Here is a 13,515-nt window from a genome sequence, read left to right on the forward strand (position 1 = left end):
GGGTCTCCAGCCGATCCGATAGTAGGGTGCCCGCGCGTTCTGGAAAAGCCCGCATTCGTCTATCATGATCACTTTTACCGAACGCTACTTATTGCCGCCATGAGCCTCACGCTTTCCCAGTTACGGGTTTTCGTTGCCGTTGCCGGACATGGCAGCGTGCGGGCTGCATCCCGCGCGCTCGGCATGGCGCAGAGCGGCGTCACGCAGCAACTGCAGAACCTCGAAGCGGCGCTGGGCGGCCCCCTGCTCACGCGCACCAATCGCGGCGTCACGCTCACGGCGCTGGGACAGCGGCTACTGGTGCGGGCGGCGTCCATTCTCGGCGAGTGCGAGCGCGCGAGCGAGGAGGCCCGGCAACTGCGCGGCGACTATGCGGGGGAAGTCGCATTCGGCATGACGACCGACCCGCTCATGGACACGCTCGTGCCCGTGCTCGGCGAATACGGCGCGCGCTTTGCGCGCGTCGCGCTGCGTCTGCGCACCGGAACCTCGCGAATGATGATTTCGTGGATTCGCGAGGGAACGCTCGATTTCGCCCTTGCGCTCGTTTCGGATCAGACCGATACCACCGATCTTTCCGTAACGGAACTCTATCCGTCGAATCCGGTGGTCATCTGCCGCCGCGGTCATCCGAAGGCAGGCGCGCGGTCGCTTCGGACGCTCGCGCATTGCGGCTGGCTCGCCACGCGCTCGCCTAATATTCTGGACCCCTATGCTTCCAGCCGGCTCACGACGTTCTTCACCGATCACGGCTTGCCGCCGCCGCACATCGTCGCGACTGTGGAGGGACTGTTCGAAACGCTGCATTGGGTCAGCGAGACGGATTGCCTCGCGCTGGAGTCGTCCGCGATCGCCACGCGAGGACCGTTCGCCGACCGCCTGGCCTGCATCAGGATAGCGGAGCGTCCGGCGGCCCAGCGTGTCTGCCTGCTACAGCGCGCGGCCGTGCCGCTCACGCCTGCGGCACAGGAACTGGCGACGATGCTGGCCTCCTATGCGCGCACGACGCGTCTTCCCGGAGCGCGGGCCGGGCGCGCGCCACGTTGAGGGAGCGCAGCGCTCCAGGCGCTGGGCGCCATGCCGCGTGCGTGACGCCGGGCGAGCACAGATTTCAGCTCGACGAAGTTATTGGTCGTGACATAGACCGGATAGACCGGCGCGCGAAAACACCGAAAATACGGATCACTAAGCGATCCCCGGCGCCGCCGCGTCGAGCACGTTCACCCGCTTCGGAATCAGCTTGAGGTCGAAAAACGTATTGGCGATCTGCTGCTGTTCGGCGAGGATGGCCTTTGTGATCGGACCCGTCCCGAACTGCACGCGACCGATCGCCTCGCTTACCACGTCGCCAGGCAAGCCCCAAAGCTGCGCGAGCCGGGCGGCGAGCGCCGCCCGGTTGCCCTGCCCCCATTGATCGATCTGCCCCAATTCGTCAATGAGAATCTTGATGACATCGGGGTTCTGCCTCGCGTAATCGAGCGACGAAAAATAGTAGGCGCGGTTCCCGACCACGCCGCGCGCGTCGGCGAGAATGCGGGCGTTGAGCGTCTTTTGCGCGGCGGCGAGAAACGGATCCCAGATCGCCCACGCGTCGACGGCGCCGCGCTCGAACGCCGCGCGCGCTTCGGCGGGCGAAAGGAACGCGACGTTGACATCGGTGTACTGAACATTGTGCGCCTGCAGCAGTTTCACGAGGAAATAGTGGACGTTGCTGCCGCGATTCAGCGCGATCGTCTTGCCCTTGAGATCGGGCACGCCGCGAATGGCCGATGCGCGAGGCACGAGCACCGCTTCCGATTGCGGGCGCGGCACCGTGGCCGCGACATAGGCGAGAGGCGCACCGGCGGCCTGCGCGAAGATGGGCGGCGCCTCGCCCACATCGCCGAAGTCGATCGCCCCCACATTGAGGGCCTCGAGTTGCACCGGCCCCGCATCGAACTCTGTCCACGTGACCGACACACCGAGCGGAGCAAGCCGCTTTTCGAGCGTGCCACGCCCCTTGAGCAGACTGAGATAGCCTTTCTGGTTGCCGACGCGCAGCGTACGCGATGTGTCGGCCGCGCGCGCGGGAAGCGCGCCAAGCGCAGGCAATGCGGCGAGCGCGACGGCTCCGGCGGTGATTCTGATGAAATTGCGACGTGCGTTCATGCTCGGCGGGTTCGAAGTGAAAATCGGCGGAAGACAGCAACGCTGCCGATGGTATAAGCGGTGCTCCAGAGTGGAAACCATCTAATCCTGCACTCCTAATTCCGGCCGCAGATAATCGACTTCCGTCCAGAGACGGACGCAGCATCATTTACCTGTCTTTACCGCTCGAACAGGGTTTGACATGAAATCGAAAGCAAAAGCGAAAAGCTGCTGCGGTGCAGCGTGAACCTGCGCGAACGAGCGGTCGCGCGGCGTTGTTTCAATTGACATGCAGGCGACGGAAAAGAGCGACGCCGGCAATTACCGTCACCAGCGGCGCCAGATCGAAACCGCAACCGGATGCGGCTGCCACACCCGCCGCGCGGTTGTCGGCGCGCCGATATCGTGACTGTCTGATTGTCCGCACGATGTCCCGCACCCGCTTCTGGTAATGTCACGCACATGCAAACGATCCTCTCCATCGAAAATCTTTCGAAAGTCTACGCATCGGGATTCCGCGCGCTCACGCACGTCAGCCTCGACATTCACCGCGGCGAGATTTTCGCGCTGCTGGGGCCGAATGGCGCCGGCAAAACGACGCTGATCAGCATCATCTGCGGCATCGTCAATGCAAGCGAAGGCAGCGTACGTGTCGCCGGTCACGATATCGTCACCGACTACCGCGCGGCGCGCTCGCTGATCGGCCTCGTGCCTCAAGAGCTGACGACGGACGCGTTCGAAACGGTCTGGGCCACCGTATCGTTCAGCCGCGGCCTGTTCGGCAAGCCGGCCAACCCCGCCTGGATCGAGCGCGTGCTGCGCGACCTGTCGCTGTGGGAGAAGCGCAACAACAAGATCATCACGCTCTCGGGCGGCATGAAGCGCCGTGTGCTGATAGCGAAGGCCCTTGCGCACGAGCCGCAGGTCCTGTTTCTGGACGAGCCGACCGCGGGCGTGGACGTCGAACTGCGCCGCGACATGTGGAAGCTCGTGCGCGGGCTCAAGGCAAACGGCGTGACGATTATCCTGACGACCCATTACATCGACGAGGCGGAAGAGATGGCCGACCGGATCGGCGTCATCAACGCGGGCGAAATCATGCTCGTCGAGCGCAAGGACGCGCTCATGCGCAAGCTCGGCCGCAAGCAGCTGACGTTGCAGCTCGACGCCCCGCTGAGCGCAATTCCGGCAGGGCTTGCCACCTGGCGCCTGGAACTGGCCAACGGCGGCACCGAACTCACCTACACCTACGACACCGAGAACGAACGCAACGACATTATCGCGCTGCTCAAGAACCTGACCGAGGCCGGCATCGGCTTCACGGACCTGAAGACGAGCCAGAGTTCGCTGGAAGACATCTTCGTGAGTCTCGTCAGTAAAAATCCGGCGGCCGCTTCGCGGCCAGCCACGACGTCGGCCGAAAAAAATGACAAAGGACAGGTAACCGCCAGATGAACGTTCACGCAATTCGCGCCATCTACCGGTTCGAAATGGCGCGCACGAGGCGCACGCTGATGCAGAGCATCGTCGCGCCGGTGCTCTCGACCTCGCTTTATTTCATCGTATTCGGCTCCGCGATCGGTTCGCGCATCCAGGAGGTGAACGGCGTCAGCTACGGCGCGTTCATCGTGCCAGGCCTGATCATGCTGTCGCTGCTGTCGCAGAGCATCTCGAATGCGTCATTCGGCATCTATTTCCCCCGCTTCACGGGCACGATCTACGAACTGCTGTCGGCGCCCGTGTCCTATTTCGAAATCGTGCTCAGCTACGTCGGCGCGGCGGCGACCAAATCGGTGCTGCTCGGGGTCATCATCCTCGCAACGGCGGCGCTCTTCGTGCCGATCCGGATCCTGCACCCACTGTGGATGGTGGCATTCCTGCTGCTCACGGCGATAACGTTCAGCCTGCTCGGCTTCATCATCGGCATCTGGGCTGACAACTTCGAGAAACTGCAACTCGTGCCGCTCCTCATCATCACGCCGCTGACCTTCCTCGGCGGCGCCTTCTACTCCGTCGACATGCTGCCGCCGGCATGGAAGGTCATCACGCTGTTCAACCCGATCGTCTATCTCATCAGCGGTTTTCGCTGGAGCTTCTACGGGCACGCGGACGTCGACGTCGCGGTGAGTCTCGGCATGACAGCCGCCTTTCTCGCGGTGTTCCTCGCGATCACCGCCTGGATCTTCAAGACGGGCTACCGACTGAAAAACTAAGTCGGGATCGACGCCGAAGATTGGCCCGCCAAAGCCGGCCGACGCGGCGTTTCAGCCCCTCCGATACGCGTCAGTCCGGCGCCGCGGCCACACGCGGCGCTCGCATCGTCGAACCGGATCCGGTGCGCGATATGGTCTGCAATGCATCGTCGAAGCGAAGCATGGGAGAGGCGCCACGAACGCAAGACCGCGCGATTGCGCGCGCCGCATTGGCGAGGCATGAGATCGATCATCGCCCTCCCACAATCTCGCTCGCCCTCAACTCTTATATAAGACATAAGACATTTGACGTTGCAGGGCATTGCAATTAGAATCGCGATCGAAGCAGTGCCTGGAACAGCCTCGGCGTGCCTGAAAAGCCCTCCCCTGAAACGCAATACCAGCAGGTCTCTCATGCTTGAAAACTTTCGTGCTCACGTGGCCGCGCGCGCCGCGCTCGGTATTCCTCCCCTGCCGCTGACGGCTCAACAGACCGCCGAACTGGTGGAACTGCTGCAGAATCCGCCCGCCGGCGAAGAGCAAACCCTGCTCGACCTCATCACCCACCGCGTGCCCGCCGGCGTGGACGAAGCCGCCCGCGTGAAGGCCGGCTTCCTTGCCGCCGTCGCCAAGGGCCAGACCGCCTGCGCGCTGATCTCGCGCGCCCGCGCCACCGAACTGCTCGGCACGATGCTGGGCGGCTACAACATCGCCCCGCTGATCGATCTGCTGTCCGACGCCGAAGTGGGCACCGTGGCCGCCGACGCGCTGAAGAAAACCCTGCTGATGTTCGACCAGTTCCACGACGTCAAGGAACTGGCCGACAAGGGCAACGCCAATGCCCGCGCCGTGCTGCAAAGCTGGGCCGACGCCGAATGGTTCACGAGCCGTCCGGAAGTGCCGCAAAGCCTGACCATCACCGTCTTCAAGGTGACGGGCGAAACCAACACCGACGACCTGTCGCCGGCCCCGGACGCCACCACGCGCCCCGACATTCCGATGCACGCGCTGGCGATGCTGAAGAACGCCCGTCCCGGCATCACGCCGGAAGAAGACGGCAAGCGCGGCCCGGTGAAGTTCATCGAATCGCTGAAGGAAAAGGGCCACCTGGTCGCCTACGTGGGCGACGTGGTCGGCACGGGCTCCTCGCGCAAGTCGGCCACCAACTCGGTGCTGTGGTTCACGGGCGAAGACATCCCGTTCGTCCCGAACAAGCGTTTCGGCGGCGTGTGCCTCGGCGGCAAGATCGCCCCGATCTTCTACAACACGATGGAAGACGCCGGCGCCCTGCCGATCGAACTCGACGTGTCGAAGATGGAAATGGGCGACGTGGTCGAGCTGCGCCCCTATGACGGCAAGGCGCTGAAGAACGGCGAAGTGATCGCCGACTTCAAGGTCAAGTCCGACGTGCTGTTCGACGAAGTCCGCGCCGGCGGCCGCATTCCCCTCATCATCGGCCGCGGGCTGACGGCCAAGGCGCGCGAAGCGCTGGGCCTCGCCCCGTCGACGCTGTTCCGCCACCCGCATCAGCCCGCCGACAACGGCAAGGGCTACTCGCTCGCCCAGAAGATGGTCGGCCGCGCGTGCGGCCTGCCGGAAGGCAAGGGCATCCGCCCGGGCACGTACTGCGAACCGAAGATGACCTCGGTCGGCTCGCAGGACACCACGGGCCCGATGACCCGCGACGAACTGAAGGATCTGGCGTGCCTCGGCTTCTCGGCCGATCTCGTCATGCAGTCGTTCTGCCACACGGCCGCCTATCCGAAGCCCGTGGACGTGAAGACGCACCACACGCTGCCGAACTTCATCAGCACCCGTGGCGGCATTGCGCTGCGCCCCGGCGACGGCGTGATCCACTCGTGGCTGAACCGCATGTTGCTGCCCGACACCGTGGGCACCGGCGGCGACTCGCACACGCGCTTCCCGATCGGCATCAGCTTCCCGGCCGGTTCGGGCCTGGTCGCCTTCGCGGCCGCCACCGGCACGATGCCGCTCGACATGCCGGAATCGGTGCTGGTCCGCTTCAAGGGCAAGATGCAGCCGGGCGTGACGCTGCGTGACCTCGTCAACGCGATTCCGCTGTACGCCATCAAGCAGGGCCTGCTGACGGTCGCCAAGCAAGGCAAGAAGAACGTGTTCTCGGGCCGCATCCTCGAAATCGAAGGCCTGCCCGACCTGAAGGTCGAGCAAGCGTTCGAACTGTCGGATGCCTCGGCCGAGCGTTCGGCCGCCGGTTGCACGGTCCGCCTGAACAAGGAACCGATCATCGAGTATCTCCACAGCAACATCACGCTGCTGAAGTGGATGATCGCCGAAGGCTACCAGGACCCGCGCAGCCTGCAACGCCGCATCACGGCAATGGAACAGTGGCTGGCCAACCCGCAACTGCTCTCGCCGGATGCCGACGCCGAGTACGCCGCCGTCATCGACATCGACCTGGCCGACGTTCACGAGCCGATCCTGGCCTGCCCGAACGACCCGGACGACGTGAAGACGCTCTCCGAAGTGGCCGGCGTGAAGATCGACGAAGTGTTCATCGGTTCGTGCATGACCAACATCGGCCACTTCCGTGCCGCGTCGAAGCTGCTGGAAGGCAAGCGCGACATCCCGGTCAAGCTGTGGGTGGCTCCGCCGACCAAGATGGACCAGAAGCAGCTGACCGAGGAAGGCCACTACGGCGTCTTCGGCACGGCCGGCGCGCGGACCGAAATGCCGGGCTGCTCGCTGTGCATGGGCAACCAGGCGCAGGTCCACGAAGGCGCGACGGTCATGTCGACCTCGACCCGCAACTTCCCGAACCGCCTCGGCAAGAACACGAACGTGTACCTCGGCTCGGCGGAACTGGCGGCGATCTGCTCGCGTCTGGGCAAGATCCCGACCAAGGACGAGTACATGGCCGACATCGGCGTGATCAACGCCAACGGCGACAAGATCTACAAGTACATGAACTTCGACCAGATCGCAGACTTCAAGGAAGTCGCCGACACCGTGAAGATTTAAGCGTGCTGCCGGGCTACGGCGCGATGTTCCTCGTGTTGGGGGTCTCGCCGTAGTCGCAGTGTCACGCGCAGTGTCACGGAATGGCGCCGCAGGCTGAATGCCTGCGGCGCTTTTTTTTTGGGGGCTCACGGAGCAGTGAATACGCGAAGCGGCAGATAGGCAGATAAGCATCTGACGATATCTTGGTTGCATTGATGCCGGAACGGATTATGTTGAGAGACCCTGCGTCAGGTCTGTCCGCGCTATCCGCAAGCTGGAACCCATGCCCTCTCATGTCGATGCTTTCTCCGCCTGGCTGCTCGAAGGTCTTGAGCTGACGAGCACGCTCTTTCACGTCGGCCAGTATTGCGGCGCGTGGCAGGCTTCGACGAGCGGCCATCGGCGCGCGAGCTTCCATGTCGTGCTGCACGGCCAGTGCTGGCTCCATCTGCCGGCGCGAGCGCAAGGCCCCGCTCGCAGCGTGCCGCTCCGCGCGGGCGACGCCGTATTCCTGCTCGCCGACTCGCCCCACTGTCTCTCGCCCGATCCGCTCGCGCCAGAACGCGGCCGCGAAACGGCGCGCACGGGCACGATGACGCCGCTCGACGCCGATGGCCGCGAGGCGCCCGGCAGCCTCGGTCTTGCCTGCGGCTTCTTCGAGTTCAAATCGGGCCTCGACGATCTCATGCTGGGTCTGCTGCCCGATCACGTGATCGCGCGTCACGATCAGTCCGCGCTGCATGGCGCGCGCCAGATCTTCGAGCTGATCCGGGCCGAGGCGCTGCTCGATCCGCACACGCCTTCGCCGCTCATCGCGCGTCTCACGGGCCTGCTGTTCGTCTATGCCCTGCGCGCGCTCGACGGCAACGACGAACTCGCGCCCTGCTTCTGGTCGCTGATGCGCCGGCCCGCGTTCGCCCCGCTCGTCGCAGCCATCATCGCCGAGCCCGGCAAGCCCTGGACCACCGCGAACATGGCCGAATTCAGCCACATGTCGCGCGCGCGTTTCTGCAAACTGTTCTCCGGGTTGTCGGGCCAGCCGCCCGCGCAATTCGTCACGCTCGTCCGCATGAAACTCGCGGCGGCCATGTTGAGCACCGGCGTGAGCACGCCCGATGCGGCCGAGCAGGTCGGCTACCAATCCGAATCGGCGTTTGCGCAGGCATTCAAGCGCGTGACGGGCATGCAGCCCGGCGCATGGCGGCGCACCGCGAACGACGCCGATACCGCCAGACACAGTACACTGCATTGACGCGAAGCGCGCCCCGCACGCAAGACAAATCCGCATGAATCGCAGACGCGCGCGCATTGTTCGCCGCCGCACGCAACACCATAATCAAGGCACTTTTCATCGAATCTGCGAGGAACCGACATGAGCCGTCTGCCGCTGCACACCATCGAGAGCGCGCCTGAAGCGAGCCGCCCGTTTCTGGAGCGCTCGCAGGCCGCGAACGGCTTTCTGCCGAATCTCGTCGCCTCGCTCGCCAATGCGCCCGTCGCGCTCGAAACGTATCTGAGCGTCGGCGAGATCAACGGCCGCAGCGGCCTCACGCTCGCCGAGCGCGAAGCCGTGCAGATCACCGCCGCCGCGATTCATGGCTGCGGCTTTTGCGTTGCGGGTCACACGGCCGTCGCGCTCAAGAAGGCGCAGTTGCCCGAAGCCGTCGTCCAGGCGTTGCGCGAGGGCCGTCCGGGCGGCGACGCGCGTCTCGACGCCGTCGCCGCATTCGCGCGCGAGGTGATCGCCACGCGCGGCGCGGTGCCTGACGCCGCGCTCGCCGCGTTCCGCGCTGCCGGTTTCAGCGACGCCAACGCGCTCGAAGTCGTGCTCGGCGTGAGCCTCGCGACGCTCTGCAACTTCGCGAACAATCTCGCGCAAAACGAGCTGAATCCTCAACTGGCCGCCTATCGCTGGGAAGCGGGCGCGCACGCAGCATGACGGCCGCGCCGGTCCACATCCTGCCCGCGGATCTCGCGGCGTGGCTCGACGCGCACGCCGAAGCCATCGACGCCAACGCGCAGCACGACAATCACGCAGGCGAGATCGTGCCGCGACTCGCCCGCGCGGGGCTCTTTCGCGTGGGCGTGGCGCCTGCGCTGGGCGGCGCAGGCGGCACGACCGTCGACGCCATCGAGGCAATCGCCGCCGTCGCGCGCCTTTCGCTGGCGAGCGCATTCGTGTTCTGGGGGCAGCGCACGTTCGTCGAATACCTGCTGCAAAGCGACAACGCGGCCCTGCGCGCACGCTGGCTCCCGCCGCTGCTCGCCGGCGAGCGCGCGGGCGCGACCGGTCTGTCGAACGCGATGAAATATCTCAGCGCGATCGAGCCGTTGCAGATGCGCGCCGCGCCGCTCGATGCCGACGCCACGCGCTTCGCGCTCGACGGCGCATTGCCATGGATCACGAACCTGCGCCGCGAAGGCTTTCTGGTGGCGGCCGCGTTCGATCGTCACGACGGCGCGCCGCCCGCGATCTTCGCCGTGCCGCACGACGCGCCGGGCGTCACCCGCGGCGACGACCTCGACCTGATCGCCCTGCGCGGCAGCAACACGGCGGCGCTCACCCTCGCGAACACCGAACTCGACGCGGGCTGGCAGATCGCCGCCGACACGCACGCCTTCCTCGCGCGCGCCCGTCCCGCGTTCCTCGGCCTGCAATGCGGGATGTCGATCGGGCTTGCACGCCGCGCGCTCGAATCCGTCGATACGAGCAGCCCCGCCGTGCGCGCCGCGCTCGCCGACGACGCCGCCGCGTTGCGCCGCGAACTCGACGCGCTGACCACGCGCCTCTACGAAGGCGTGACGAGCGGCGCGTTCGTCGCACAGCCCGCCGCGCAATTCGAAGTGCGCATCGGTCTGGCAGACGTGGTCGCGGGCGCCGCGCGCCTCGACGTGCAGGCGGCCGGCGGACGCGGCTATTTGCGCTCGCCTGACGCGCAGCGGGGCGCGAACGACACCGCGCGCCGCAGCCGCGAAGCCGCGTTCGTGCCCATCGTCACGCCGACGCTCGTGCAACTGAAAAACCAGCTCGCGCAGCATCGGCGCGGCGAGGCCGCATGAGCGGCGGCGTTCACGCTCACGCCGCCGGCACGCCGCGCATCGCGTTGCGCGGCATCCGCATGGGCTGGCAACAGGGCAACGTGCTCGACGGCGTCGATCTCGACGTGCGCGCGGGCGAGCTCGTTTCGATCCTCGGCGCGAGCGGCGCGGGCAAGTCCACGCTGCTGCGCATCGCCGCCGGGCTGATCGCCCCCGTGGCAGGCGAGGTACGCGTGGACGGAACGCGGCTCGACGGCACGCGCCCCGATGTCGCGCTCGCGTTCCAGGACCCGTGCCTGCTGCCCTGGCTTTCGGTCGAGCGCAACGTGGCGTTCGGCCTGAACTTCCGCCGCCAGCCGGCGCTCGCGCGCGGCGTGCGCCAGGCGCGCGTGAGCGCGGCGCTGCAAGCCGTGGGCCTCGCGCATGCCGCGCATCTCGCGCCGCGCCAGCTTTCGGGCGGCATGGCGCAGCGCGCCGCGCTCGCCCGGGCGCTCGCGCGCGAGCCGCGCACGCTGCTGCTCGACGAGCCGTTCGGCGCGCTCGACGAAGTGACGCGCGCCGACATGCAACGCCTGCTCGCGCAGGTCGTGCGCGCCACGCAGGCCGCGACGCTGCTCGTCACGCACGACATCGACGAGGCGCTGCTCGTGTCCGACCGCGTCTGCGTGCTCGGGCGCGGCGGCATCGCGCTCGACCTCGCGATCGACGTGCCCGAGCCGCGCGAAACGCACGTCGAAGCGCTCGGCGCGCTGCGCGTGCGCCTCGTGAGCGCGTTGCACGAATCGATGGCGCGCACCGCCGCGCCGCTGCCCTGACTTCCGCATCAACCAGCAAGAGGACGACCACCGCATGTGCCAGCTTCCGATGACCCGCCGCGAGTGGCTCAAGCTCGCATCGCTTTTCACCGTCGCGGGCGCCGCGCCTCTGCTCGGCGCACTCGATGCGCGCGCGGCGAGCGAACCAGACGCGCCGCTACGCATCGGCTATCTGCCCATTACCGACGCCGCGCCTCTGCTTGTCGCGCACAACAACGGCTATTTCGCGCAAGCGGGCTTGCAGGTCGAAAAACCGACGCTGCTGCGCAGTTGGGCGCAGCTCGTCGAGGCGTTCCTCTCCGGTCAGGTCAACGTCGTCCACCTGCTCTCGCCGATGACGATCTGGGCGCGCTACGGCAGCCATGCGCCCGCGAAAGTCGTGGCGTGGAATCACGTGAACGGCTCGGCGCTCACGGTCGCGGCGGAGATCGGCAAGCTCGCGGACCTCGGCGGCAAGACCGTCGCCGTCCCGTTCTGGTATTCGATCCATAACGTCGTGCTGCAAGACATGCTGCGCGCGCAAGGGCTCGTGCCCGTGCTCACGAAGGACGGCGCGCTCAAGCCCAACGAGGTGCGCCTCGTCGTGATGGCGCCTGCCGACATGCCGCCCGCGCTGGCCGCGAAACAGATCGCGGGTTTCATCGTCGCGGAGCCGTTCAACGCCGCCGCCGAGGCGCTCAAGGTCGGCAAGATCCTGCGCTTCACGGGCGACGTATGGCGCGATCATGCATGCTGCGTCGTATTCATGCACGAGCGCGATCTCGCCGAGCGGCCCGCGTGGTCGCAGAAAGTCGTCGATGCGATCGTGCAGGCCCAGGTGTGGACGCGCGCGCATCCGCAGGAAGCCGCGCAACTGCTCTCCAGGAGCGGCGCGAATCACTACACGCCTCACGCCGCCGGCATCCTGCAAAGCGTACTGGCGCCCGCCCCCGCCGACGAAGCGCGCTATCTCGCCGACCGCGCCATCGTTCACGGCGACTGGCACGAGAAGCGCATCGACTTCCAGCCGTATCCGTATCCCGCGTACACGGAAGAGCTCGTGCGGCGGCTCAAGGCGACGCAGGTCGAAGGCAACGGGCAGTTCATCAACGCGCTCGATCCGGCGTTCGTGGCGCGCGACCTCGTCGACGACCGCTTCGTGAAGAAGAGCATCGAGGCCGTGGGCGGCATGAAAACCTTCGGATTGCCCGCAACATACGCGCGCACGGAGACGATCGTTGTCTAGCCTGCCCGTCCGTTCCGGCAACGCACCCGAAGGCGCCACGCAAGGCAACGGCGGGCGCGCGCGCCGCCGTCTCGCGCGCGTGTCGCTCGGCATGCTCGGGCTCGCGGCGATCCTCGCGCTCTGGTGGCTCGGCGTGGCGATGCTGGCGGGCCGCAACGCGCTCGCCGCGCAATTCGGGCCGCTCGCGGCGCTGCAAACCTTCCCTTCGCTGGTCGTCGACGACAGGCTGTTCGCGCATGCCGGCGCGAGCCTGCGGCGCATTGGGGTCGGTCTCGCCTGCGCAATGGCGATCGGCGTGCCGCTCGGCTTTTTGATCGGCCGCGTCAAGACGCTCGAAACGGCGCTCTCGCCCGCGCTGCAGTTCCTTCGCATGATCTCGCCGCTTTCGTGGATGCCGATCGCCGTGATGTCGCTCGGCGTGGGCGATCCGCCCGTCTACTTCCTGCTCGCGTTCGCGGCGGTCTGGCCCATCGTCATGAGCACGGCGTCGGGCGTGCAGCACATCGACGCACGCTGGATCCAGCTCGGCGAAAGCCTCGCGGCGACCCGCGCCGAAATGCTCTGGCACATCTACGTGCCGGGCGTCGCCGCGCACGTGCTCACGGGCGTGCGCCTCGCCATCGGCGTGCTATGGATCGTACTCGTGCCCGCCGAAATGCTCGGCGTGAGCTCGGGGCTCGGCTACCTGATTCTCGATACGCGCGACCGCCTCGCGTATTCGGAGCTGATGGCAGTCGTGCTCGTGATCGGCGCGTTGGGCTTCCTGCTCGACTATGCGGCGCGGCAGCTTTATCGCCGCTTCGGCGCGCAGCGCGAAGCATGACGCGAACGCTAGCGTCGCGATGCGCGATGTCCGTGGCGGGATCGCGGCCATCCTGGCAGGCGGCGGGATGGCTGTCACGCGTCACGTGTCACGCCATGCATTTCGAAACGGACTCCGAAATAAAACCACCGCGCGGCTAGCTGCTCGATCACATCGAACACCCGATGCTCGACGACGGGCGTCCGTGGATGCTCACTTGCGCCCCCGAACAGCGCCAATCATGTTGCCTGGCTAAACAAACGCGAAACAATGCTAAAGCGCATCGCCGTTGCGCCTTACAATCGCATGCACAAGGGGCACGCCGCAAGCGCTCGA

At 66.4% G+C, this 13,515-nt stretch carries 11 protein-coding genes; 10 read left to right on the forward strand and 1 reads right to left on the reverse strand.

The window, feature by feature from the left end; genetic code table 11:
* Window positions 1-99 precede the first annotated feature (99 nt).
* Window positions 100-1,047 (forward strand): LysR family transcriptional regulator, encoded by a 948-nt coding sequence (locus BLU17_RS13620; protein WP_091997245.1) that lies wholly within the window; start codon window positions 100-102, stop codon window positions 1,045-1,047.
* Window positions 1,048-1,185: 138 nt separating this feature from the next.
* Here the strand turns inward: BLU17_RS13620 and BLU17_RS13625 are convergent, their stop codons facing one another.
* Complete coding sequence (locus tag BLU17_RS13625) at window positions 1,186-2,148, reverse strand: sulfonate ABC transporter substrate-binding protein (protein ID WP_091997246.1); 963 nt, start codon at window positions 2,146-2,148, stop codon at window positions 1,186-1,188.
* A gap of 441 nt (window positions 2,149-2,589) precedes the next feature.
* Between BLU17_RS13625 and BLU17_RS13630 the strand changes: the two genes are divergently transcribed.
* From BLU17_RS13630 to BLU17_RS13670, 9 genes are all read left to right on the forward strand, one after another.
* Complete coding sequence (locus BLU17_RS13630) at window positions 2,590-3,582, forward strand: ABC transporter ATP-binding protein (RefSeq protein WP_091997247.1); 993 nt, start codon at window positions 2,590-2,592, stop codon at window positions 3,580-3,582.
* Complete coding sequence (locus BLU17_RS13635; RefSeq protein ID WP_091997248.1) at window positions 3,579-4,340, forward strand: ABC transporter permease; 762 nt, start codon at window positions 3,579-3,581, stop codon at window positions 4,338-4,340. Before BLU17_RS13630 ends, BLU17_RS13635 begins: the two co-directional genes overlap by 4 nt.
* A 393-nt stretch (window positions 4,341-4,733) precedes the next feature.
* Window positions 4,734-7,319, forward strand: coding sequence for a bifunctional aconitate hydratase 2/2-methylisocitrate dehydratase (gene acnB, locus BLU17_RS13640; RefSeq protein ID WP_091997249.1), 2,586 nt, complete (start codon window positions 4,734-4,736; stop codon window positions 7,317-7,319).
* A 262-nt stretch (window positions 7,320-7,581) separates the two neighbouring features.
* On the forward strand, window positions 7,582-8,550 hold the full coding sequence (locus BLU17_RS13645) for an AraC family transcriptional regulator (protein ID WP_091997250.1): 969 nt from the start codon (window positions 7,582-7,584) through the stop codon (window positions 8,548-8,550).
* Between the two features lie 120 nt (window positions 8,551-8,670).
* Complete coding sequence (locus tag BLU17_RS13650; protein ID WP_091997251.1) at window positions 8,671-9,237, forward strand: carboxymuconolactone decarboxylase family protein; 567 nt, start codon at window positions 8,671-8,673, stop codon at window positions 9,235-9,237.
* Entirely contained in the window at window positions 9,234-10,358 is a 1,125-nt protein-coding gene (locus tag BLU17_RS13655) for an acyl-CoA dehydrogenase family protein (RefSeq protein ID WP_091997252.1), read from the forward strand. Before BLU17_RS13650 ends, BLU17_RS13655 begins: the two co-directional genes overlap by 4 nt.
* On the forward strand, window positions 10,355-11,152 hold the full coding sequence (locus BLU17_RS13660) for an ABC transporter ATP-binding protein (RefSeq protein WP_091997253.1): 798 nt from the start codon (window positions 10,355-10,357) through the stop codon (window positions 11,150-11,152). Before BLU17_RS13655 ends, BLU17_RS13660 begins: the two co-directional genes overlap by 4 nt.
* A gap of 34 nt (window positions 11,153-11,186) precedes the next feature.
* On the forward strand, window positions 11,187-12,377 hold the full coding sequence (locus BLU17_RS13665) for an ABC transporter substrate-binding protein (RefSeq protein ID WP_091997255.1): 1,191 nt from the start codon (window positions 11,187-11,189) through the stop codon (window positions 12,375-12,377).
* Entirely contained in the window at window positions 12,370-13,200 is an 831-nt protein-coding gene (locus BLU17_RS13670) for an ABC transporter permease (protein ID WP_425434088.1), read from the forward strand. The genes BLU17_RS13665 and BLU17_RS13670 overlap by 8 nt, the downstream gene beginning before the upstream one ends.
* Window positions 13,201-13,515: the final 315 nt, after the last annotated feature.

This window comes from Paraburkholderia lycopersici (assembly GCF_900096975.1).
Taxonomy (GTDB): domain Bacteria; phylum Pseudomonadota; class Gammaproteobacteria; order Burkholderiales; family Burkholderiaceae; genus Paraburkholderia; species Paraburkholderia lycopersici.